The organism is Streptomyces sp. NPDC052023 (assembly GCF_044548465.1).
In the GTDB taxonomy this organism is placed as follows: domain Bacteria; phylum Actinomycetota; class Actinomycetes; order Streptomycetales; family Streptomycetaceae; genus Streptomyces.
Map to the genome: position 1 here is coordinate 1 of NZ_JBIUBW010000011.1, position 20086 is coordinate 20086.

At 69.5% G+C, this 20086-nt stretch carries 18 protein-coding genes and 1 rRNA gene; 9 read left to right on the plus strand and 10 right to left on the minus strand.

Annotation, left to right across the window (positions count from 1 at the left end):
• Both rrf and ACIHCM_RS21925 read left to right on the plus strand, forming a co-directional pair.
• Positions 1–84: ribosomal RNA gene (gene rrf, locus ACIHCM_RS21920) — 5S ribosomal RNA — on the plus strand; the annotation flags it as partial.
• Positions 85–155: 71 nt separating this feature from the next.
• A complete protein-coding gene (locus tag ACIHCM_RS21925) occupies positions 156–719 on the plus strand; it encodes a GNAT family N-acetyltransferase (protein WP_399898293.1) in 564 nt (187 codons plus the stop codon).
• Between the two features lie 2 nt (positions 720–721).
• Here ACIHCM_RS21925 and ACIHCM_RS21930 read toward each other — a convergent pair whose 3' ends face one another.
• The 7 genes from ACIHCM_RS21930 to ACIHCM_RS21960 all read right to left on the minus strand — a co-directional run bounded on the left by ACIHCM_RS21930 (position 722) and on the right by ACIHCM_RS21960 (position 8805).
• Positions 722–2248: a type VI secretion protein gene (locus ACIHCM_RS21930; protein ID WP_399898294.1), complete on the minus strand. Its 1527-nt coding sequence runs from the start codon at positions 2246–2248 to the stop codon at positions 722–724.
• 22 nt (positions 2249–2270) lie between these two features.
• Complete coding sequence (locus ACIHCM_RS21935; protein WP_399898296.1) at positions 2271–3680, minus strand: ATP-binding protein; 1410 nt, start codon at positions 3678–3680, stop codon at positions 2271–2273.
• A gap of 14 nt (positions 3681–3694) precedes the next feature.
• A complete protein-coding gene (locus ACIHCM_RS21940) occupies positions 3695–5251 on the minus strand; it encodes an SCO6880 family protein (protein ID WP_399898298.1) in 1557 nt (518 codons plus the stop codon).
• Entirely contained in the window at positions 5248–6573 is a 1326-nt protein-coding gene (locus tag ACIHCM_RS21945) for a hypothetical protein (RefSeq protein WP_399898300.1), read from the minus strand. The genes ACIHCM_RS21940 and ACIHCM_RS21945 overlap by 4 nt, the downstream gene beginning before the upstream one ends.
• Positions 6563–7387, minus strand: a complete 825-nt coding sequence (locus tag ACIHCM_RS21950; protein ID WP_399898302.1) for a hypothetical protein — start codon at positions 7385–7387, stop codon at positions 6563–6565. Before ACIHCM_RS21950 ends, ACIHCM_RS21945 begins: the two co-directional genes overlap by 11 nt.
• Positions 7388–7596: 209 nt before the next feature.
• The gene (locus ACIHCM_RS21955) at positions 7597–7905 is read right to left on the minus strand and encodes a hypothetical protein (RefSeq protein ID WP_006136301.1); all 309 of its coding nucleotides are present in this window, start codon (positions 7903–7905) and stop codon (positions 7597–7599) included.
• A gap of 297 nt (positions 7906–8202) precedes the next feature.
• Entirely contained in the window at positions 8203–8805 is a 603-nt protein-coding gene (locus tag ACIHCM_RS21960) for a TetR/AcrR family transcriptional regulator (protein WP_399898304.1), read from the minus strand.
• 90 nt (positions 8806–8895) lie between these two features.
• Here ACIHCM_RS21960 and ACIHCM_RS21965 point away from each other — a divergent pair, with 90 nt between their 5' ends.
• The gene (locus ACIHCM_RS21965; protein WP_399898306.1) at positions 8896–9846 is read left to right on the plus strand and encodes an oxidoreductase; all 951 of its coding nucleotides are present in this window, start codon (positions 8896–8898) and stop codon (positions 9844–9846) included.
• On the opposite strand, the gene ACIHCM_RS21970 is transcribed toward ACIHCM_RS21965, so the two are convergent.
• Positions 9747–10124: an HNH endonuclease gene (locus tag ACIHCM_RS21970; RefSeq protein ID WP_399898308.1), complete on the minus strand. Its 378-nt coding sequence runs from the start codon at positions 10122–10124 to the stop codon at positions 9747–9749. The two genes, ACIHCM_RS21965 and ACIHCM_RS21970, sit on opposite strands and share 100 nt — an antisense overlap.
• 198 nt (positions 10125–10322) lie before the next feature.
• Here ACIHCM_RS21970 and ACIHCM_RS21975 point away from each other — a divergent pair, with 198 nt between their 5' ends.
• Both ACIHCM_RS21975 and ACIHCM_RS21980 read left to right on the plus strand, forming a co-directional pair.
• Positions 10323–11330 (plus strand): NlpC/P60 family protein, encoded by a 1008-nt coding sequence (locus ACIHCM_RS21975; protein WP_399898310.1) that lies wholly within the window; start codon positions 10323–10325, stop codon positions 11328–11330.
• Between the two features lie 280 nt (positions 11331–11610).
• A complete protein-coding gene (locus tag ACIHCM_RS21980; RefSeq protein WP_399898312.1) occupies positions 11611–12324 on the plus strand; it encodes a phosphatase PAP2 family protein in 714 nt (237 codons plus the stop codon).
• 155 nt (positions 12325–12479) lie between these two features.
• Here the strand turns inward: ACIHCM_RS21980 and ACIHCM_RS21985 are convergent, their stop codons facing one another.
• Complete coding sequence (locus tag ACIHCM_RS21985; protein WP_399898314.1) at positions 12480–14072, minus strand: FAD-binding oxidoreductase; 1593 nt, start codon at positions 14070–14072, stop codon at positions 12480–12482.
• Positions 14073–14530: 458 nt separating this feature from the next.
• Between ACIHCM_RS21985 and pstS the strand changes: the two genes are divergently transcribed.
• The 4 genes from pstS (at position 14531) to pstB (ending at position 18645) form a co-directional block, all read left to right on the plus strand.
• Positions 14531–15652, plus strand: a complete 1122-nt coding sequence (pstS, locus tag ACIHCM_RS21990) for a phosphate ABC transporter substrate-binding protein PstS (RefSeq protein ID WP_399898316.1) — start codon at positions 14531–14533, stop codon at positions 15650–15652.
• 108 nt (positions 15653–15760) lie between these two features.
• Positions 15761–16768: a phosphate ABC transporter permease subunit PstC gene (gene pstC / locus ACIHCM_RS21995; RefSeq protein WP_399898318.1), complete on the plus strand. Its 1008-nt coding sequence runs from the start codon at positions 15761–15763 to the stop codon at positions 16766–16768.
• Complete coding sequence (pstA, locus tag ACIHCM_RS22000) at positions 16765–17823, plus strand: phosphate ABC transporter permease PstA (RefSeq protein WP_399898320.1); 1059 nt, start codon at positions 16765–16767, stop codon at positions 17821–17823. The genes pstC and pstA overlap by 4 nt, the downstream gene beginning before the upstream one ends.
• 45 nt (positions 17824–17868) lie before the next feature.
• Positions 17869–18645, plus strand: a complete 777-nt coding sequence (pstB, locus tag ACIHCM_RS22005) for a phosphate ABC transporter ATP-binding protein PstB (protein WP_399898322.1) — start codon at positions 17869–17871, stop codon at positions 18643–18645.
• 435 nt (positions 18646–19080) lie between these two features.
• Here the strand turns inward: pstB and ACIHCM_RS22010 are convergent, their stop codons facing one another.
• Positions 19081–20079, minus strand: a complete 999-nt coding sequence (locus ACIHCM_RS22010) for an anion permease (protein ID WP_399898324.1) — start codon at positions 20077–20079, stop codon at positions 19081–19083.
• Positions 20080–20086: the final 7 nt, after the last annotated feature.

Here is a 20086-nt window from a genome sequence, read left to right on the forward strand (position 1 = left end):
TACATTTCGAACCCGGAAGCTAAGCCTTACAGCGCCGATGGTACTGCAGGGGGGACCCTGTGGGAGAGTAGGACGCCGCCGAACAAATATTGAGGAAAACCCCGCATCTTCGGATGCGGGGTTTTCTGCGTTCAGGGGGGTACTACGGTGGGCCCATGAGCACCAGCGCCGAAGAGCGGTACGTGGTCCGGTCGTTGCGAGCCGGGGAGTGGCCGGCGATGCGGGAGTTGCGGCTTGCCGCGCTACGGGATCCAGTCGCGCGGATCGCCTTCCTGGAGACGTACGAGGAGGCGCTGGCCCGGCCGGAGTCGTTCTGGCGCGAGCGGGCGGAGCGGGCCGCGGAGGGGGAGGCAGAGGCGCAGCAGGTCGTCGCCGAGGGGCCGGACGGGGAGTTGGTCGGGACGGTGACCGTGCTCGTCGAGGAGCCGGGGACGACGGACTGGGCCGGGTTCCCCGTCGAGCGGCGGCAGGGGCATGTCGTGGGTGTGTACATGCGGCCCGAGCATCGGGGCTGCGGATTGACCGAGTTGCTGTTCGATGAGGCACTGGAGTGGTGCTGGGGGCGCGGTCTCGAGCGGGTGCGGCTCATCGTGCACGAGGAGAACGGGCGTGCGCAGGCCTTCTACCGGAAGGTGGGGTTCGAGGCCAGTGGGCTGACGGTCCCGCTGCCCGGCCAGGCCGGTGCCTGTGAGCGGGAGTTCGTGCTGGAGCGGGGCTGACGTCAGACCGGGAGCTCGTCGTGGGGCCAGCGGGTGCGGGCCTGTTCACGGGAGCGGACGAGGGCGAGGGTGGGCAGGCCCTGGTCGGCGCCGGAGGCGAGCAGCCACGGGAGCTGGGGGACGGGGGCCACCGCCGCGACGTCCTCGAGGACGAGGGTGAGTGGTGGGTCGAGCCGACCGGAGGATGACCGTTCGGCCATGCGCCGGCCGTGCTCGACCACGCTGGACACGAGCGCGGTGAGCAGGGGCATCGCGCCCGGGTTGGTGCGGGGGTCCTCGATGGATTCACCGACCACATAAAGCGTGCCCCCTTCCGCGACGAAGGAATCCAGGGCGAGGGCGTCGGCTCGGTTGGGTGTGCACGACTCGCGGATGTTGAGCGTGAACAGCGAGGAGAGCGCACGGGCGGTCAACTCATGGGCCATGTCACGGCGTTCGGGATGTGCGGTGAGGGCGGCCTCGAGTTCGCCGGCGGCGCCGGGAGCTGCCTTGGGATGGGTACGGAGGGTGCGTACCGCTTCCTGCATCTGGGTGCCCTGGGACCAGCGGTGGACATGGCGGACGGTGCGGTTGTCCAGGGCGGCGGCGTGCAGGTAACTGCGCAGGAGGGTCTGTGCGGTGTCGCCCACCGCCTGGTCGAGCCGTGAGGTGGGGCTCACCGGCGTCAGGAGTGCGGCGGCTCTCGCGACGGCCGTCTGTTTGTCCTCGCAGTGGGTGATGGGTGACCAGTGCATGCGGGCCGGGGTGTCGCAGGTGTGGGTGGGGTCGTAGAGGAGGGTGGGGCCCAGCTTGGATCTGGCGTCCTTGGTGTCCTGCCACAGGGCCGGATTGGAGGTGACGACGAGGGTGGGGCCGTCCGCTTCGCGGATGGCCTCGGTCGCGGTTGCCCGGCGGGTCTCCCGCGTCGTCGCGTGGATCTTCTCCCACCCGCCGATCCGTGTGCCGCCGAACAGGGCGGTGTGGGGCACCTTTTCCGGCTCGCTCGTGTGCGCTTCCGCCGGTTTCGGCCCCGGTGCCGTCGCGGCGGGCTCTGCGGCGCCAGGGCCTGCTGCCACCGCTGTGGGTGCCACAGCCGCGGGGACGGCCGCGGACGCCGCGGGCCTCGGGGCCGGGACCTCGTGGGAGGCCGCCGGTTCGGGGGCCGGTGCCTGCTGCGTGGCCGCCCGGCGGCTCACCTTGCCCGCTCTCCAGCGGGCCGTCGTGCCCATCACGAAGATCGTCAGTACGAGCAGCACCATCATCTGGCCGATGAACAGGCCCCAGAACAGCCCGTACCCCGAGAGCTGTGCTCCCGGCGTGTCCGGCCAGGCGCCGGTGATGTCGTGCGGCTGGGCGACGAGGTGGCGCATGGCCAGCGGCGTCCGGGCGAACGTCACGCCCTGCGGCCACGCCCCGTGTGAGAACCAGCCCGCCAGGCCGGTCGCCGACCAGACCAGCAGGGTCATCCCGAGCAGGAACCCGAGTATGCCGATCAGCAGGCCGTCGGGGATTCCGCCCTGGGCTTCCCGCCGGTGGTCGTCCGCTCTCACGCCGTCCCCTTACGCCACCGTCTTACGCCACCGTCGACTCGGAGTCGCCGAGGTGCTGTTCCATGAACGCCGCCGCCCGTTCCTCCGCCTCCAGCTCGGCGGCGCGCAGGGCGTCGTCGGTGAGGTCGGCGGAGGACTCGGTCATGGCACGGTCGGTGAAGACCAGCGGGCGTTCCGTCTCCGTGACCAGGTGTTTGACGACCTGGACGTTGCCGTTGACGTCCCACACCGCGATGCCCGGTGTCAGTGTGGGGATGATTTCCACGGCCCACCTGGGCAAACCCAGCACCCGTCCCGTCGCCCGTGCCTCGTCGGCCTTCTGCGCGTAGATCGTCCTGGTCGAGGCCATCTTCAGGATGGCCGCGGCCTCCTTCGCCGCCGCCCCGTCCACCACGTCGGACAGGTGATGGACCACGGCGACGAACGAAAGACCCAGTCGGCGGCCGAACTTCAGCAGCCGCTGGAACAACTGTGCGACGAACGGGCTGTTGATGATGTGCCAGGCCTCCTCGACCAGGAAGATGCGCTTCTTCCGGTCGGGGCGGATCCAGGTGTGCTCCAGCCAGACGCCGACGATCGCCATCAGGATCGGCATGGCGATGGAGTTGCGGTCGATGTGGGAGAGGTCGAAGACGGTGAGCGGGGCGTCCAGGTCGATGCCGACCGTCGTGGGGCCGTCGAACATGCCCCGGAGGTCACCGTCGACCAGCCGGTCCAGGACCAGCGCCACGTCCAGGCCCCACGCCCGTACGTCGTCTATGTCGACGTTCATCGACTCGGCCGACTCCGGCTCGGGGTGCCGTAGCTGCTCCACGATGTCGGTGAGGACCGGTTGCCGCTCGACGATGGTCTCGTTGACGTAGGCGTGCGCCACCTTGAGGGCGAAGCCGGAACGTTCGTCCAGGCCGTGGCCCAGCGCGACCTCGATGATGGTGCGCAGCAGGGCCAGCTGGCCGGTGGTGGTGATCGCCGGATCCAGGGGGTTCAGGCGGATGCCGTGGTCCAGGGCCGCCATCGGGTCCAGACGGATGGGAGTTATCCCCAGCTCCTGCGCGATGAGGTTCCACTCGCCGACGCCGTCCTCACCCTGGGCGTCGAGGACGACGACCTGGCGGTCCTTGAAGCGCAGCTGGCGCAGGACGTACGTCTTCTCCAGCGCCGACTTGCCGTTGCCGGACTCGCCGAGGACCAGCCAGTGCGGGGCCGGGAGCTGCTGGCCGTACAGCTGGAAGGGGTCGTAGATGTAGCCCTTCCCGGAGTAGACCTCGCGGCCGATGATGACGCCGGAGTCGCCGAGGCCGGGGGCGGCGGTGGGCAGGTAGACCGCCTGGGCCTGGCCCGTGGAGGTGCGCACCGGCAGCCGGGTGGTCTCCACCTTCCCGAACAGGAAGGACGTGAAGGCTTCGGTGATGACGGAGAGCGGGTCCCGCATCAGGGCATCAACCCCTACCTTCGGATTCCGGTGGCGAACGGGAGCGTGTTCACGAAGGCCCGGTGGTGCTCGCGGTCGCACCACTCCAGCTTCAGATAGGACTTTCCGGCCGACGCTCTTATCGTGCGCTTGTCGCGGGCCAGTGCCTCCGGGTGACGGGAGGAGACGGTGATGTAGCCGACCAGGTTGACGCCGGCGGCGCCGCTCGCGAGGTCCTCGCCGCGCTGGTCCAGGCGGTTGTGGGCGGCGATGTCGCGGGGGTCGACGGTGCGGTTCATCTTGGCGGCACGGGACGCCTCGGCCTCGTCGTTGGTCTTCTCGGTGAGCATGCGTTCGATGGCGATCTCGGTCGGTTCGAGATCCATCGTGACGGCGACCGTCCGGATCACGTCCGGGGTGTGGACGAGCAGCGGGGCCAGGAAGTTGACGCCGACGGGAGTCATCGGCCACTCCTTGACCCAGGCCGTGGCGTGGCACCACGGCGCGCGGGTGGCGGATTCCCGGGTCTTGGCCTGGAGGAAGGTCGCCTCCGTGGCGTCCAGTTCGGCCGGCCAGGCGTTGCGTTTCGTCATGGCCTGGATGTGGTCGATCGGGTGGTCCGGGTCGTACATGGAGTGGATCAGCGAGGCGAGCCGGCCCTGGCCGAGGGGCTGGCGTACGCGGATGTCGGCCTCCTGGAGCCGGGAGCAGATGTCGGTCAGCTCGCGGGCCATGACGACCGCGAGGCCGGCGTCGCGGTCGGCCTTGCCGCCGTGCGGGCGGGCCGCGCGGGCCATGGCGTTTGCCTCGGCGGCGAGTTCACGGCCGTAGTGCATGCAGGCGACGAGGTACGCGCGGTGCTGCTCGCTGCTCGTGGACACCATCGACTGGAGCTGGTCGTACGACTGCTGCAACCACGTCGGTGCGCGGTCGTCGCCGCGTACGGCGACGTCCTTGGCGTGCGCGTCCGGGTCGGCGGGGAGGGTGCGGGCGAGCATCTGCAGGCGGGTGACGAAGCCGTCGCCGTTCGCCACGTGCTTCAGCAGGGTGCCGAAGCGGTCGACGAGGGCTTCCTGGTCCTCGCTGTCGCGCAGTCCGACACCGGGGCCCTCGATCTCGATGGCGGCGGTGACGGTCTTGCGGTCCGCGTGCAGCAGGACCGCGATCTCGTCGGGGCCGAACGGGGCGGACAGCCAGGTGATCCGGCCGATGCCGGGCGGCGGGCCGACCTCGACCTCGCGCCCGTCGAGGCGGGTGCCGGCCTCGGCGGCGGCCGAGCGGTAGGTGGCGTTGTTGCGCAGGGTGCGCTTGTAGCTGCGGTTGATCTCGAACCACTTGTAGAGCGTGCGGTGCTTGTACGGCACGTAGACCGCGGCCAGCGCGAGCATCGGGAAGCCCATGAGGAGCACGATCCGCAGCGACAGCACCGGGACGAGGAGCCCGCACATCATGCCGAGGAAGGCGCCCATGATGATCAGGGCGATCTCGCCGGTCTCCCGGTTCCGGCCGACGATGGCGTTCGGCCGGGCGCGGCCGATCAGATAGGTACGGCGGGGCGTGACCGGATGGGACAGGTGGGACTCGGCCGTCAACGCCCATCACCTCCCGAGCGGTTGCTGCTGTTGCGGGCGTTACTGGCGTGGGGCGTGTTGATGGGGCTGGCGGAGCGGGGGGCGGGTGCGGCGGAGGGGGCGGATCCGCCGCCGCTGGACGGGCGGGAGCTGTGCGCCGCGACGCCGCCGGCGGCCTGGTTGGCCGGGCGCGCGCCGCCACCGCCGGACTGGGCTTGGCCGTTGTTGTCCGCGCGGGTGCTGTGGGTCTTGATGCCCTGGGCGACCAGGGTCGCGGGGGAGCTGATGACGGCGGCGGCCTTGCCCTCGGCGTTCTGCATGATGCGGTTGTTGCGGGAGCCCGCGATCTCGTCGCCGAAGCCGGGGACGAAGCGGTAGATCATCGCGGACGCGAAGATGGCGAGCAGGATGATCGCGAGGCCGGAGACGACGGCGGAGAAGGCGTCGGGGCCGTCGTCGGCGCTCAGGGCGCCGGCCAGGCCGAGGACGATCACGATGACGGGCTTCACGAGGATGACCGCGATCATGATGCCGGCCCAGCGGCGGACGTGACCCCACAGGTTCTTGTCGACCAGGCCGGCGTAGACGACGGTGCCGAGGAGGGCGCCGACGTAGAGCAGGGCGGCCCGGATGACGAGCTCCAGCCACAGGACGCCGGCGGCGAGGATGCTGACCAGGGAGACGACGATCAGCATGATCGGGCCGCCGCCGATGTCCTCGCCCTTCTCCAGGGCGCCGGAGAAGTTGCCGAAGAAGGCGTCGGTCTGGTCGCCGGTGGCTTTGGCGAGGACCTCGGAGACGCCGTCCGTGGCCGAGACGACGGTGTAGAGGATCAGCGGGGTGAAGGCGGAGGCCAGGACGGTGAGCCAGAGGAAGCCGATGGCTTCGCCGATGGCGGTGGCCAGGGGCACGCCCCGGACGGCTCGCTTGGCGACGGCCAGGAGCCACAGGAGGAGCGTGAGGATGGTGGACGCGGCGAAGACGACCGCGTACTGCTGGAGGAACTTCTCGTTCGTGAAGTCGACGTTTGCGGTGTCCTTCACGGCCGCGCTGAGCTTGTCGATGGTCCAGGCGGCGGCGTCGGCACATCCCTTGGCGAGGGAGGAGAGGGGGTCGAGGGTGGAGGTGGGGTCGAGGGTGGGTGAGCTGCCTCCGCTGCGGGCGCCTTCGCCTCGTTCGCAGTACTTCTTGGCCTCGCCGACGATGAGATCGCAGGGGTCATTGCTCGGCGTGGGTGAAGGCGTGGGCGCGGCGAAGGCACGGGTGGCCGAGAGCACGGCCGCCGCCTGTACGGCTGCTACGGCGCCGGCGAGCTTGAGCACGCGATGCGGGTTACCGGGCATACGTAAACCCTCCGTACTCCTGGATGGCCTTGCTGATCTCCTCGGAGGCTGCCGCTCGGTCGTCGCCGGGCACCGGGGCGGGGCCGTCCTTCTGCGAGTCCCTGACGATCTTCCAGTCGTCGCTGGACCATTGCAGATCGAACGTCCAGGTCTTCCACGTGGAGGTGACGGGGTCGGTCGACTTCACCCCGGACATGCCGATGAGCCCCATGTACCAGACGGCGACCTTTGCGCTGGTGTCGCTGTACCTCTCGACGGTCGTGCCCACCGGAACCACGCGTGAGACGAATGTGTTGCCCGCGGGTGGATTGCCGTTGGCATCCAGCCCCAACTTGCTGAGGAAATTGGTCGAATAGGCCTCGTCCATCGGGCCCTTCAAACCGGCTGCCGCCTCCGAGGTGTAGAGGGTTTCTACGATGCTGTGCCGGCTGTTCTTGTTGAACATCCCTGTCGAACCGAGTGCCACAGCGTAGTTCGCCGCCGCCGACTGTGCCCCCTGCTCGGTCTGCGCGAACCCCGTCGGAATCCCCCCCGACTCCGTCTGCACCGGGCGTTCGCCGGTTGCTGCCGTTGATGAGGTCTGGGGGCCCGACGCGCTGCCCTCCGTCCGTGTCGGCTCGTCTCCGCCGCGGTTGGCGAAAGCGATCGCGGCGATCAGGAGGACGACCACGCCGACCACCGTGACGAGGCTCCGGGAGGAGCTGCGCGGGCGGCGGGGTGCGCCGTCGTAGGGCTCGCCGTCCGGCAGCCGGGTACGCGTGTGCCCGGTTCCGGCGTAACCGCCGGAAGGCTCGTGTTCGTCCCCGGGACTCATACCGCGTCCGCCCCCTCGATGTCGTAGCGGAGACCGTCGTACCGAATGACCGCGTAGGTGTACGACGGTAGCCGCGCTGGTTCCCGCGCGGGCGCGGTGTGGTGACTCGACATCAGGGACATCAGGGAAACGCAACCTCAGCCGGTGGGCACGACGGGCGGGTGGGGATAGTGGGGACCGGGCGCGCCCGGGGAGGACGTGGTGGGCGCTTACACCGCCATGCCGTACACGATGGTGAACAGCGTGCCGAGGGAACCGATGATGAAGACCCCGGTGAGGCCGGCGATGATGAGGCCCTTGCCCTGTTCCGCGCTGAAGGTGTCCCGGAGGGCCGTCGCACCGATGCGCTGTTTGGCCGCCCCCCAGATGGCGATGCCGAGGCAGATGAGGATGGCGACCGCCATCACCACCTCGATCATCACCTTCGCCTCGTTGCCCAGGCTGCCGAAGGGGCCCCAGTCCGGAGCGATCCCGCCGATGATGGTGTTGATGTCTCCCTCGTCGGCCGCAAAGAGCATGTAAGTCACCGCCCCTGTTGGGTAGTTCCGCAGTCCCCTGCGGTGCGCAGAGGTCAGGCCTCATTCTCGCTGACAATGGCGCTGCCGGATGTCGACTTGGCGTCATTGCTTGGCGGGTTTCGTACGAATAGCTCGTATGGTCACTCTGTGTATCACGGCAGGTAACGCCGGGCAACGAGGTGGGTGCGGAACCTGGGATGTGGTGCCGTCGTTGAGCCTCTTTACGACCTGAGCGGTCGCGTCGATGTTCTCCGGGTGAAGGCTATCGCCGCGAACGGTACGGGCGGTGACGCGGGGTCAGCGGGGGCGCAGCCCGTGCAGCAGGTGGTGCACGACCTCGCCCACGCTGTCGAGGGCGGCCTCGGGCGGGAACGTGCCGTTGGCGGCGAACGCGGCGATGCCGTGCAGGGTGGCGCCCGCGTGGAGGGTGATGCGCTCGGGGTCGCCCTCGACGATCTCGCCGCGTCGCTGGGCGTCCGAGATCAGGCGGAGGAACGGCGAGATCGTGCGCTCCACGGCGGCGGCGAGCTGCTCGGAGACGTCCGGGTCGTGCTTGCGGGCGTACATCAGTTCCAGCAGCTCGGCGTTGTCGATGGTGAACCCGAGGTAGGCGCGCGCGAGTGCGGTGAGCCGTTCCTCCGTGGGGAGTTCGGGGTCGTCCGCGGCCTCCAGGGTTCTGGTCATGCGTTCGAAGCCGGTGAGGGCGAGCGCGTCGAGGAGGGCCTGCTTGTCCCTGAAGTGGCGTCCGGGGGCGGCGTGGCTGACGCCGGTCTCGCGGGCGAGTTCCCGCAGGGACAGCGCGGCGGCGCCCTTGTCCCGCAGGGTGCGTTCCGCGCCGGCGAGCAGGGCGGCGCGCAGGTCTCCGTGGTGGTAGGGGCGGGTCGCGGGCATGCCTCTCATCGTATCTCGATGTTGACGGTGGCAGCATTGTTGGCGACGTCACCTTTGTTGTCGTTGACAGCATTGTTGGCGATGCCTACATTGAGGCTCATGGCTACTACGAAGAACACGAGCAAGTGGAACCTCGACCGGATGCCCGGCCTCGCCGGACGGACGGCGGTCGTCACGGGCGCCAACAGCGGTATCGGCCTCGCGGCCGCCGACGCGCTGGCGGAGGCGGGGGCGCATGTGGTCCTCGCGGTGCGGGACACGCAGCGCGGGCGCGCGGCGGCGGGGAGGGTGCGCGGCAGTACGGAGGTCCGGCGCCTCGACCTCGCGGATCTGACGTCGGTGCGGGAGTTCGCGCAGGAGTGGGGCGACCGTCCGCTGGACCTGCTGATCAACAACGCGGGCGTGATGATGCTGCCCGAGCTGCGGACCAAGGACGGCTTCGAGATGCAGTTCGGCACGAACCATCTCGGGCACTTCGCGCTGACCAACCTGCTGCTGCCGTACGTCACCGACCGCGTCGTGACCGTGTCGTCGGGAGCGCATCGCTGGGGCGGTGCCGTCATGGACTTCGACGACCTGAACCTGACGAAGGGCTACACGCCGGTCCGCGCCTACGCCCGGTCCAAGCTGGCGAACCTGCTGTTCACCCTGGAACTCCAGCGTCGGTTGACGGAGGCCGGCTCACGCGTCCGCGCCGTCGCCGCCCACCCCGGCTACGCGGCCACCAACCTCCAGAGCCACGCGTCCAACCCGGTCTCCCGCGTCGCCATGCAGCTCGGCAACAGGGTCTTCGCCCAGGACGACAAGGCGGGCGCCCTGCCGACCCTGTACGCGGCGGTCATGGACCTGCCGGGCGCGAGCTACGTGGGCCCGGACGGCCTCGGCGAGATGCGGGGCGCGCCGACGCTGGTGGGCCGGTCGGCGGCGGCGAGTGATCCGCAGACCGCGCGTCAGCTGTGGAGGGCCTCGGAGGAGATGACGGGGGTGGGCTTCCCGGTGCTGCCGGCTGTGGGTGCGGGTGCGGGTGTGGCCGGACTTGGCAGGGACTGATCCCGGGCCGGGCTCGACACAGCCGCCAGCGCCGCCGCATGGCGCTCCGCCGCAATCCCGAGCAGCGATGAGCGCAACGATTCACGACTGCTGCCACGGGTCTTGACGGCGTGGCAGTTCGGGCAGAGGGCCACCATCTGACTCGGGTGGTCGCGGCCGCCGAGGCCGAGGTCGATTATGTGATCCACTTCGGTGATCGACTGCCCTCTGTCGGTCACGTCGGCCGGCTGACCGGTGCAGTGCGGGTTCTCGCAGCGCCCCTGGCTTCGGCGCAGCACCGCCCGCCTGGCCGAGGGCGGAACTCCACGAGCGCCTGCTCGATCTCGGGGCGGGTGATGTCTGTCAGCGCCATGACCGGCACAGTAGGCCAAGGGACTGACAAGCGGTCAGGTGGTAGGGAGGCCGGGAAGCTTCGCGTCGTTCGTGGGGTGCGCCTCTACACTGACGTGGGCGTACTCCCGGGCGGTGAGGGGCGGTTGACTGTGCGTAAGGCGTGGGTCGTGGCGGTGGCCGCGACGGGGGCCGGGGTCGCGTTCGTGATGCTGCTGGTTGTCGGGGTGTACGTCGTGGCCGGGAATCTGGTCAACGGCGTGGGCGGGGCCGGGCGGAAGCTGGCCAAGGGGTCCGTGCCCGCCGCCTATCAGACGCTGGTGCAGAAGTGGGGCAATCTGTGCCCGGCCATCAACCCCGCGCTGCTCGCCGCGCAGTTGTACCAGGAGAGCGGGTTCAATCCGACCGCGCAGAGCCCGGCGCAGGCGCAGGGGATAGCGCAGTTCATCCCGGGGACCTGGGCCTCGCACGGCATCGACGGGGACGGGGACGGGGACCGCGACGTGTGGGACCCGAATGACGCGATTCCGTCGGCCGCGTCGTACGACTGCACGCTCGCGAAGTACGTGAAGGACGTGCCGGGCGACGCGACGAAGAACATGCTCGCCGCGTACAACGCGGGGGCCTACGCCGTCATCAAGTACGGGGGCGTGCCGCCGTACAAGGAGACCCAGAACTACGTCCGGGTCATCACGACGCTCCAGGAGAGTTTCGCCGCGCCCGTCGGGCGGGTCGATCCGTCGGAGCAGGCCGCCGGCGCCATCCACTACGCGCAGAAGAAGCTCGGCACGCTGTACCTGTGGGGCGGCAACGGCACGCCTGAGCAGGGCGGACGGTTCGACTGCTCGGGTCTGACCAAGGCGGCGTACGAGAGTGTGGGGATCACCCTGCCCCGGGTCGCCAACGACCAGTACAACGCCGGGCCCCATCCGCAGCGGAGCGAGTTGCTCCCCGGTGATCTGGTGTTCTTCTCGGACGACCTCACCAACTCCCGGGCCATCCGGCACGTGGGGATCTATGTCGGCGGCGGGTACATGATCAACGCACCGCGGCGGAACACGGTGATCAGGTTCGACCCGATCGACACCCCCGACTACTTCGGCGCGACGCGGGTAACCGAGGATGGCGCGAAAGCGCTCCCCTCGGCGGTCTGAAGCGAGGCGAGACAGAGCGTGAACCACACCCCTGAGCTGCGGCGATGTATCTCTCTTCGATAACGTCTGCGTGATCATTCCGTGGAATGTGGAACGTAGTGACGGAGTTCGTGCGTTCCTGTTGACGTAGCCGAGCGGACGTCGGCCGGGGCACGTCTCAGCGGGCTCCGGCGGGACGGATCCACACAGCGGATCGACGCGGATCTACTGACCACGGGGGTGGCAGAGCGGCGCATGCACGGATGCGCCGGACAGACGACGACGAAGGGGCCGCTGCATCATGGCTGGACTCGCGCAATCCGGGTCGAACCCTGACGTCGAGCTGCTCTACGACATCAATGGCCTGGCCAAGGACGCACCGCGGTGGTTCGACCGGGGCATGGAGTTCGTCGGTGAGTACGGGCTGCTGCTCGCGATGGTGCTGCTGGTGGTGTGTTGCTGGTGGACCGTGCGGCGGCGTCCCGGGATCTCCGGCGACGAGGCGGCGGCTTCCGCCGCGGCGCTGGTGTGGGCGCCGCTGGCCGCGGGCATCGCGGTGCTGGTGAACGTGCCGATACGGGGGTTCGTGGAGCGCCCCCGGCCCTTCTTCGAGCACGAGGGGCTGGAGGTCCTGGTCGCCGGGAAGTCCGACTTCTCGTTCGTGAGCGACCACGCGACCATCGCGATGGCGCTCGGGGTCGGGTTGTTCGTCGCGCACCGGAAGTTCGGCCTGGCCGGGATCGGGCTGGCGCTGCTCGAAGGTTTCTGCCGGGTGTACATGGGCGTGCACTATCCGACGGACGTCGTCGGCGGGTTCGCGCTGGGGACAGCCGTCGCACTGCTGCTGTCGCCGTTGGCCATGGCCATGCTGACGCCCGTGATGACGGCTGTGGAACGGTCGCCCCGGGCCGGCCGGCTGGTGCGGCGGCGGCCCGCGGTGGAGGAGCCGGAAGCTCTGATTCCGGGGGCGCGCAGGGAGGCCACGGAGGCGGAGGAGCGTGACCTCGCCGCGTAGCGCTCGCGCGGCGGTGCACGGGCGGGCGCGGGATCGCGGGCCGGGTCGATCGCAGGCCGGGCCTGAGGTGGGCACAGCCCCAGGTTGGCTGCTCCGCCCCTGAGCCGGGGACGCACGCTTCGGGAGTCGGGGCCGTTCCGTTCCTGGCCGGGGCGCTACAGAGCCTGGGGGTAGGTGAACATCCTGTTCGGGTCGTAGATCCGCTTCAGTTTGGTCAGGCGCGGGGCCGCGGCCCCGTAGTACGCCTCCCGCCAGTTCTTCAGCGTCGGGTCCGTGTAGTTCTGGTACGCCGCTCCCGACGCGTAGGGGCGCATCGCGCCGTGGGCCGAGGTCAGCCAGGACTGGGCCGTGGTGCCGGACGTGCCCGCCCGCCAGGACGCTATGTACTGGGCCAGCATCCGCGAGCGGCGGTGGACGAAGGCCGTCGCCGTCGGTGAGACCCGGTTGATCGCGCCGCCCAGTGCCGTGAAGGCGATGCTGCCCGCGCCGCCGCGTACCGCCGTCACCTGGGCGAGCAGCGTGCTGATGCCCGCCGCCGGGAGCGAACGGTCGAAGAAGTCGGACCGGGCGGCGTACGTCTCGCGGCCCAGGGCGCCCTGTGGGGAGCGGCCGGGGGTCGTGCCGGGAAGGTGGCACTGTGCGTCCGTGGCGAAGGAGGAGCAGCCGGCGTAGACCTCCATCGACTCCTCGTACGAGCGGCGCTTGAGCGAGACGTGGGACGCGGAGGCGCCGACCCGGGCGGCGAGGCGGTCCACGGCGTTCTGGAGCTCGCCGTAGGTGCCGAGGGAGAAGGCGGCGACGGAGACGGTGGGGGTGCCACCGGCGGCGTTCGCCAGGTGGAGGGACGACCAGATCTCGTCGGGCTGGTCCGGGCCCCACTCCTGCCAGGCCTTCACGACCGCCGCCGCCTTGCTCCACGGCCAGGTGAGATACGCCGAGACCGTCTGCGGGGCCGGGTGGGTTCGGAAGTGCAGTTCTGTGACGACGCCGAAGTTGCCGTTGCCCGCGCCGCGCAGGGCCCAGAAGAGGTCACTGTGGTGGGAGGCGTCGGCGGTGATCTGCTTGCCGCCGGCCGTGACCAGGGTCGCGGCGGTGAGGCTGTCGCAGGTCAGGCCGTACGCGCGGGAGACGACACCGTGCCCGCCGCCGAGCACGAGGCCGGAGACGCCGACGGTGGGGCAGGAGCCGGCGGGGATGGTGACGCCCCTGGCGGCGAGGGAACGGTAGACGTCGATCAGCTTGGCGCCGGCGCCGACGACGGCGGTGCTCCCGCTCGCGCGGACGCGGTCGAGCCGGGACACGTCGATGATCAGACGGCCGTTGCCGGACGACCAGCCGGCGTAGGAGTGGCCGCCGTTGCGGATCGCCACGCGTATGCCGCGGGCGCGGGCGTGGGCGAGGGCCGTGCCTATGTCCTCCTGGTGGGCGACGTAGGCGACGGCGGCGGGCTTCAGTGTGTCGAAGCGGGTGTTGTAGAGCTGGTGGGCGGTCGTCCAGGAGGCGTCGCCGGGGCGGACCAGGGTGCCGTCCAGATCGCGGGCCAGCGCCTGCCAGTCGGCGGCGGCCCTGGTGGCGGTCGCCGGGGCTGTCGTGGTGGCGGTGGTGCGGAGCCCGGTCTCCGCCGGGGTGGGGGCCCGGCTCGTGGTGGGGGTGGCCGTGGCGGTACCGGAACCGCCGCTGCACGCCGCCGCCGACGCGATCCCCACGACCGCGGCTGCCCCGCCCCCGATGAACGAACGCCGTTCCATGCGCCTGCCTCCCGCTCCCACCGCTTACGTGGGACGAGACGGCTCAACGGGGGCGAGGGTTGCGCCCGGCGGCGTTTCCGAACCGGCTCTTACCTGGATCAGTCACACACCGTCACGGTGGTCGGGGAGGTCTTGACCTGGGGTGTGGGGGTTCAGGTAAATTTCTCGGCAATTCCGGTTATGTCCGCACCCAGGTGCGCTGAGGGAGGTTGATGAGGGGCGTTTACGCCGGTGCGGGTCCGGTTGGGACCTTCACGTGTTCTCCCCGTGAGCATTCCGTGACCTAACCGCACCGACCGCAGGGGTTCACCCTCCGTTCACTTACGGCCATAGGCGGCTTCACCTGTTCTGCCTAATTTCGGCCTTACCGATGACGGGGTGCTCGAAAACGCGTCCGCATCGAACAAACTTCGCACGCCGCCGAACAGGACGGCGGCTCCTGGAAGGAACTCCCGAAAGTGAAGCTTCAGCGCATGAACCGGCGGGCCCTCACCCTCGGTGCTCTCGCCGTCTCCGGCGCCCTGGCCCTCACGGCGTGCGGCTCCGACGACACCGGCAACGGTGGCGACGCGTCCGCGAGTGCCCCCGCCGCCGGCGCGATCGACTGCGGTGACGCCAAGGGTCAGCTGCTGGCCGACGGCTCCTCCGCGCAGAAGAACGCCATCGACGCCTGGGTCAAGCAGTTCACCGCTGCCTGCAAGGACGTCCAGATCAACTACAAGGGCTCCGGCTCCGGCGCGGGTATCACCGCGTTCAACCAGGGTCAGGTCGCCTTCGCCGGCTCCGACTCCGCGCTGGACGAGGAAGAGATCGCGGCCTCCAAGGAGGTCTGCCAGGGCGGCCAGGGCATCGACCTCCCGATGGTCGGCGGCCCGATCGCCCTCGCCTACAACATCCCGGGTGTCGACAACCTGGTGCTGGACGCCGAGACGATCGCCAAGATCTTCGACAGCAAGATCACCAAGTGGAACGACCCGGCGATCAAGAAGCTGAACCCCGAGGCCGACCTTCCCGACCTGAAGATCCAGGCCTTCCACCGCTCGGACGAGTCCGGCACCACGGACAACTTCACCAAGTACCTGATCGCCACCACCCCCGACAACTGGGAGTACGAGGGCGGTAAGGCCTGGCAGGCCAAGGGCGGCCAGTCCGCGTCCGGTTCCTCCGGTGTCGCGCAGCAGGTCTCCCAGGTCTCCGGCGCCATCAGCTACATGGAGCTGTCCTACGCCGAGGGCATGGACGTCGTCGCCATCGACACGGGCGCCGCCGAGCCGGTCAAGGCCTCCACCGACGGTGCCACCGCCGCCATCGCGGACGCCGAGGTCGTCGGCCAGGGCAAGGACCTCGCCCTGGAGATCAACTACAAGACCAAGGCCGAGGGTGCGTACCCGATCACCCTGGTCACCTACGAGATCGTCTGCGACAAGGGCAACAAGGCCGACAGCCTGCCCGCCACGAAGGCGTTCCTGAACTACGTCGCGAGCGAGGACGGCCAGGGCCTGCTGGCCGAGGCCGGCTACGCGCCGATCCCCGACGAGATCATCGCCAAGGTCCGCACCACCATCGAGGGCCTGAGCTGACCTGAGTGCGCGGCCCGGCCCCCGACCCGGGGGCCGGGCTCCGCACCGTCCGGTGCACCGCCGCCAGGAGCCGTACCACAAGTCCGGCTCCGCAGACCGGAGAACCTGATGGACATAACGACCAAGAACACTGACGCGCCTCCACCCATGCCCCAGCCGACGGAGACCGAGCGCAAGCGCGCCGCCCGCGGCGCCACCCGGCCCGGTGACCGGATCTTCCTCGGTCTGTCCCGTGGGTCGGGCATCCTGCTGCTGGTGATCATGGCCGCGATAGCGGTCTTCCTCACCTACCGCGCCGTCCTCGCCATCAGCAAGGACGAGGGCAACTTCCTCACCACCTTCGAGTGGAACACGGGCACTCAGCCGCCGGTCTTCGGTATCGCCGTGCTGGCCTTCGGCACCGTGGTCTCCTCGATCATCGCCATGCTGATCGCGGTCCCGATCGCGGTCGCCATCGCGCTGTTCCTGACCCATTACGCCCCGCGCCGGCTGAGCGGCCCGATCGCCTACGTGATCGACCTGCTCGCCGCCGTGCCGTCCATCGTGTACGGCCTCTGGGGCGCCCTGATCCTCGTTCCGCAGCTGGGCGGCCTGTTCAGCTGGCTCGACGCGTACTTCGGATGGACCGGCATCTTCTCCTGGGAGGGCGGCCCGGCCCGCTCGATGCTCACGGTCGGCATCCTGCTGGCGATCATGATCCTGCCGATCATCACCAACGTCAGCCGCGAGGTCTTCCGCCAGGTCCCGCAGATGCACGAGGAGGCGGCCCTGGCCCTCGGCGCCACGCGCTGGGAGGTCATCCGCATGGCGGTGCTGCCGTTCGGCCGCTCCGGCGTGATCTCCGCCTCGATGCTCGGCCTCGGCCGCGCGCTCGGCGAGACGATGGCCGTCGCCACCGTGCTCTCCCCCTCCTTCCTCATCCAGACCAGCCTGCTCGACCCGGGCGGCGGTACGTTCGCCCAGAACATCGCCAGCAAGTTCGGTGAGGCGGACACCTTCGGCCGTGACGCGCTCATCGCCTCCGGCCTGGTCCTGTTCGTCATCACGCTGCTGGTCAACGGCGCGGCCCGCGCGATCATCGCCCGCCGCAAGGAGTACTCGGGGGCCAACGCATGAGCCACGCCGTCGTCACCAAGCGCCCGAGCTCGCTGCGCGGCGCCAACCTGCCCAAGTGGGCCCCCTACGGGATCGCCGCGGGCTCCCTCGCCGTCGCCGTGGCCATCGGCCTGGCGGCCGGACTGGACAGCCGTATCCAGTGGGGTCTGATCGCCGCGATCGTCTACATCCTCGGCACCTTCGCGATCGCCACGGCCGTCGAGGGCAAGCGGCAGGCCAAGGACCGCATCGCCACCTCGCTGGTCTGGGTCGCCTTCCTGCTCGCCGTGGTGCCGCTCGCCTCGCTGGTCTGGGCGACCGTGCAGCGCGGCACCAAGGTGCTGGACGTCTACTTCCTGACCCACTCGATGGGCGTCGTCGGTGACCGCGAGGTGGGTGGCGGTATCTACCACGCCATCATCGGCACCCTGGAGCAGGTCGGCCTCGCCACGCTGATCGCCGCGCCGATCGGTGTGCTCACCGCGATCTACCTCGTCGAGTACGGGCGGGGCAATCTCGCCCGCGCGGTCACCTTCTTCGTCGACGTCATGACGGGCATCCCGTCGATCGTCGCCGGTCTGTTCATCCTCAGCATCATGCTGATCTTCGAGATGCAGCCCTTCGGCTTCGCCGGCTCGCTGGCGCTCGCGATCCTGATGATGCCGGTCGTGGTGCGCTCGACGGAGGAGATGCTCAAGCTCGTGCCGAACGAGTTGCGTGAGGCGTCTCTCGCGCTGGGCGTGCCGAAGTGGCGGACGATTCTGAAGGTCGTCCTGCCGACGGCGCTCGGTGGTATCACCACCGGCATCATGCTGGCGGTCGCCCGTATCGCCGGTGAGACCGCGCCCGTGCTGCTGCTGGTGTTCGGTAACCCGTTCATCAACAACAACCCGTTTGAAGGGGCCCAGGCCTCGCTGCCGCTGTACATCTACCAGCAGTACTCTCAGAGCGCCGGTGCCGAACCTGCGTACGACCGTGCGTGGGCGGCGTCGCTGACGCTGATCGCCTTCGTGATGATCCTGAACCTGCTGGCCCGCGGCATCGCCCGCTGGAAGGCCCCCAAGTCCGGTCGCTGACGCGGCCACACAGCGACCGAATTCTGAAAGAAGCAGTGATTTCACATGGCCAAGCGCATTGATGTCAGCGGCCTCAGCGCCTACTACAGCTCGTTCCGTGCCATCGAGGACATCTCGATGACCATCGAGCCCCGTTCGGTCACGGCCTTCATCGGGCCGTCCGGATGCGGCAAGTCCACGTTCCTGCGGACGCTCAACCGGATGCACGAGGTGACTCCGGGCGGGCGGGTCGAGGGCAAGGTCATGCTCGACGACGAGAACCTGTACGGGACGGGGGTCGACCCCGTGGCCGTGCGGCGTGAGGTCGGCATGGTGTTCCAGCGGCCGAACCCGTTCCCGACGATGTCGGTGTACGACAACGTGGCGGCGGGGCTGAAACTGCTGGGGTCGTACAAGAAGTCCCAGCTGGACGACATCGTGGAGAAGTCGCTCAAGGGAGCGAACCTCTGGAACGAGGTCAAGGACCGGCTGAACAAGCCGGGGTCGGGGCTGTCGGGTGGTCAGCAGCAGCGGCTGTGCATCGCGCGGGCGATCGCCGTCGAGCCGAACGTGCTGCTCATGGACGAGCCGTGTTCCGCGCTCGACCCGATCTCCACGCTGGCGATCGAGGATCTGATCGGGGAGCTGAAGGAGCGCTTCACGATCGTCATCGTGACGCACAACATGCAGCAGGCCGCGCGTGTGTCGGACCGGACGGCGTTCTTCAACCTGGCTGCCGTGGGGCAGCCGGGCAAGCTGATCGAGATCGACGACACGGAGCGGATCTTCTCCAACCCGTCGGTCCAGGCCACGGAGGACTACATCTCCGGGCGTTTCGGCTGATCAAGCCCCTCGCGGTGCTGCATGGCGGTGCCACCGCGAGGACGAAAAGGGCCCGCCCCTGGCTCCCGGGGGCGGGCCCCCATCGTTTTCCGGCCTTCCGGCGGCGCCATGCGGCGGCCTTCTCGCGTTCGGGGGGCTGTGGCGCCGGTGGGTGGCGGGTGGGTCGGGCCCCCTCGCGCCGGTGCCTGCGACGGCCCGTTTCTGTCCGGTGGGGGTTGCTGTAGCACGTGCGGTGGCGGGGTGGGGCGGGGCCGTGCCCAAGGGTGTCCGGCCTCGGAACGGCGCGGAATCGGTCTCTCACCGACTCGCCCGGGTTGACGCGCCAACCGCTGCGGGCGGAGACCCCGCGGCACGGCCCCTTCCCGCCGTACGCGAGTGCGGGTCCGCGGCGGCGTGGGTGGGTGCGGGCTGTACGTCCGTCGCCCTCGCGGGTTGCTAGAGGAAGGCCAGGTGTACGACGCCGAAGGCGCAGGCCGCGACGATGGCTGCCGCGGGCATCGTGATGAACCAGCCCAGGACGATGTTCTTGGCGACGCCCCAGCGGACGGCGTTCACGCGCTTCGTCGCGCCGACGCCCATGATGGCCGAGGTGATGACGTGGGTGGTCGAGATGGGGGCCTTGAAGAGGAAGGCCGTGGTGAACATGATCGACGCGCCCGTGGTTTCGGCGGCGAAGCCCTGCGGGGGGTCGAGTTCGATGATCTTGCGGCCGAGGGTGCGCATGATGCGCCAGCCGCCGGCGTAGGTGCCGAGGGAGAGCATCAGGGCGCAGGCGATCTTGACCCAGAGGGGAATGGGGTCGCCGTAGTCCTCGACGTCGGCGATGACCAGGGCCATCACGACGATGCCCATGGTCTTCTGGGCGTCCTGGAGGCCGTGGCCGAGGGCCATGCCCGCCGCCGAGACGGTCTGCGCTATGCGGAAGCCGCGTTTGGTCTTGTGCGGGTTGGAGTTGCGGAAGATCCACATGATCGCCGTCATGACCAGGTAGCCGACGATCAGGCCGACCACGGGCGAGACGAACATGGGGATGACGATCTTGTCCAGCACACCGTGCCAGTAGACCTGCGTGCCGCCGGCCAGCGCCGCGCCGACCATGCCGCCGAAGAGGGCGTGGGAGGAGGAGGACGGGAGGCCGTAGTACCAGGTGATGAGGTTCCAGGTGATGGCGCCGAGGAGGGCGGCGAAGAGGATCCCCATGCCCGTGGAGCCCTTGGGCGTTTCGATCAGGCCTTCGCTGACCGTCTTCGCGACGCCGCTGCCGAGGAACGCGCCGGCCAGGTTCATGACCGCGGCCATGGCCAGAGCGGCCTTCGGCGTCAGGGCGCGCGTCGACACGGACGTGGCGATCGCGTTCGCCGAGTCGTGGAAGCCGTTGGTGTAGGTGAAGAAGAGGGCGACCAGGATGGTCACGACCAGGGCGAAGGTGTCCATGGACGAG

Bases quoted from the DNA above. Each gene is read 5' to 3' on its own strand.
- ACIHCM_RS21925 (WP_399898293.1), top strand. From the start codon at position 156: ATGAGCACCAGCGCCGAAGAGCGGTACGTGGTCCGGTCGTTGCGAGCC.
- ACIHCM_RS21935 (WP_399898296.1), bottom strand. From the start codon at position 3,680: ATGCGGGACCCGCTCTCCGTCATCACCGAAGCCTTCACGTCCTTCCTG.
- ACIHCM_RS21945 (WP_399898300.1), bottom strand. From the start codon at position 6,573: ATGCCCGGTAACCCGCATCGCGTGCTCAAGCTCGCCGGCGCCGTAGCA.
- ACIHCM_RS21950 (WP_399898302.1), bottom strand. From the start codon at position 7,387: ATGAGTCCCGGGGACGAACACGAGCCTTCCGGCGGTTACGCCGGAACC.
- ACIHCM_RS21955 (WP_006136301.1), bottom strand. From the start codon at position 7,905: ATGCTCTTTGCGGCCGACGAGGGAGACATCAACACCATCATCGGCGGG.
- ACIHCM_RS21960 (WP_399898304.1), bottom strand. From the start codon at position 8,805: ATGAGAGGCATGCCCGCGACCCGCCCCTACCACCACGGAGACCTGCGC.
- ACIHCM_RS21965 (WP_399898306.1), top strand. From the start codon at position 8,896: ATGGCTACTACGAAGAACACGAGCAAGTGGAACCTCGACCGGATGCCC.
- ACIHCM_RS21980 (WP_399898312.1), top strand. From the start codon at position 11,611: ATGGCTGGACTCGCGCAATCCGGGTCGAACCCTGACGTCGAGCTGCTC.
- ACIHCM_RS21985 (WP_399898314.1), bottom strand. From the start codon at position 14,072: ATGGAACGGCGTTCGTTCATCGGGGGCGGGGCAGCCGCGGTCGTGGGG.
- pstC (WP_399898318.1), top strand. From the start codon at position 15,761: ATGGACATAACGACCAAGAACACTGACGCGCCTCCACCCATGCCCCAG.
- pstA (WP_399898320.1), top strand. From the start codon at position 16,765: ATGAGCCACGCCGTCGTCACCAAGCGCCCGAGCTCGCTGCGCGGCGCC.
- pstB (WP_399898322.1), top strand. From the start codon at position 17,869: ATGGCCAAGCGCATTGATGTCAGCGGCCTCAGCGCCTACTACAGCTCG.
- ACIHCM_RS22010 (WP_399898324.1), bottom strand. From the start codon at position 20,079: ATGGACACCTTCGCCCTGGTCGTGACCATCCTGGTCGCCCTCTTCTTC.